Annotated in this window: 1 protein-coding gene; it reads right to left on the bottom strand. The window is 63.2% G+C overall.

What is annotated here, in order from left to right; translation table 11 throughout:
• On the bottom strand, window positions 1-857 hold an 857-nt coding region (locus ABT116_RS50695), incomplete at its 3' end, for an LLM class F420-dependent oxidoreductase (protein ID WP_351648717.1).
• Between the last annotated feature and the right edge of the window lie 148 nt (window positions 858-1,005).

The following is a 1,005-nucleotide window of genomic DNA, read 5'->3' on the forward strand; positions in this document are numbered from 1 at the left end:
AGATACACGCGCTGTGAACCGGCCTCGGCGAAAGTGCCGATCTTGTCGACCAGCTCCGAAGGCGTTCCGGCCAGACCGTTCTCACGTAGCTCGTCCACGTCGCGTCCGATAGCCTCGGCGCGCTTCTTGATCTCCGCCTCGTCGCGGCCACAGCACAGGACGAGAGCGTTGGAGTACACCAATTCGTTCGGATCACGCTCGATGTCGACGCAAGCCTGACGTACCCGCGCAAAGATGTCCTTCGTTTCCTCGAGGGACTTGAACGGGATGTTGAACTCGTTTGCGAACCGAGCGGCGAGCGCCGGAGTCTTCTTCTTGCCCGTGCCACCGATCAGGATCGGCGGACCGTCGACCTGGTGCGGTTTGGGAAGCGCGGGAGAGTTCTTGATCTGCACGTGCTTACCGTCGTAGTCGAACGTGTCGCCGACCGTCGTACGCCACAGACCGGTCACGACGTCGAGAGTTTCCTCGAGCAGTTCGAAGCGATCCTTGAGCGCCGGGAACGGGATGCCGTACGCCTGGTGCTCTTCCTCGTACCAGCCGGCACCGATGCCGAGGTCCACGCGGCCACCACTCATCTGATCGACCTGTGCGACCGAGATGGCCAGCGGACCGGCGTGACGGAACGTAGCCGACGTCACCAGAGTGCCGAGGCGGATGGTGGACGTTTCGCGGGCGATTCCGGCGAGCGTGATCCATGCGTCGGTGGGTCCGGGAAGGCCGTCGGAATTCATGGCGAGATAGTGGTCCGAGCGGAAAAATGCGCCGTAGCCGAGTTTTTCGGCGGTCTGGGCAACAGTCAGTAGTTGTTCGTAGGTAGCGCCCTGCTGGGGTTCGGTGAATATACGCAGCTCCATGACTTCCACTCTGCCACTATTTCACTTGGTCGGGACGACGGCACCGACTTGTCCGGCGCCGAAACACAGGGTCGGTCCCGGTGTCCCCGCGCCCGTCTCCCGGTCCCGTGCTCACGTCGGCACGCGGCCGCCCACGTACGACGCCGAA

The organism is Streptomyces sp. NPDC002130, assembly GCF_040296465.1.
In the GTDB taxonomy this organism is placed as follows: Bacteria; Actinomycetota; Actinomycetes; order Streptomycetales; family Streptomycetaceae; genus Streptomyces.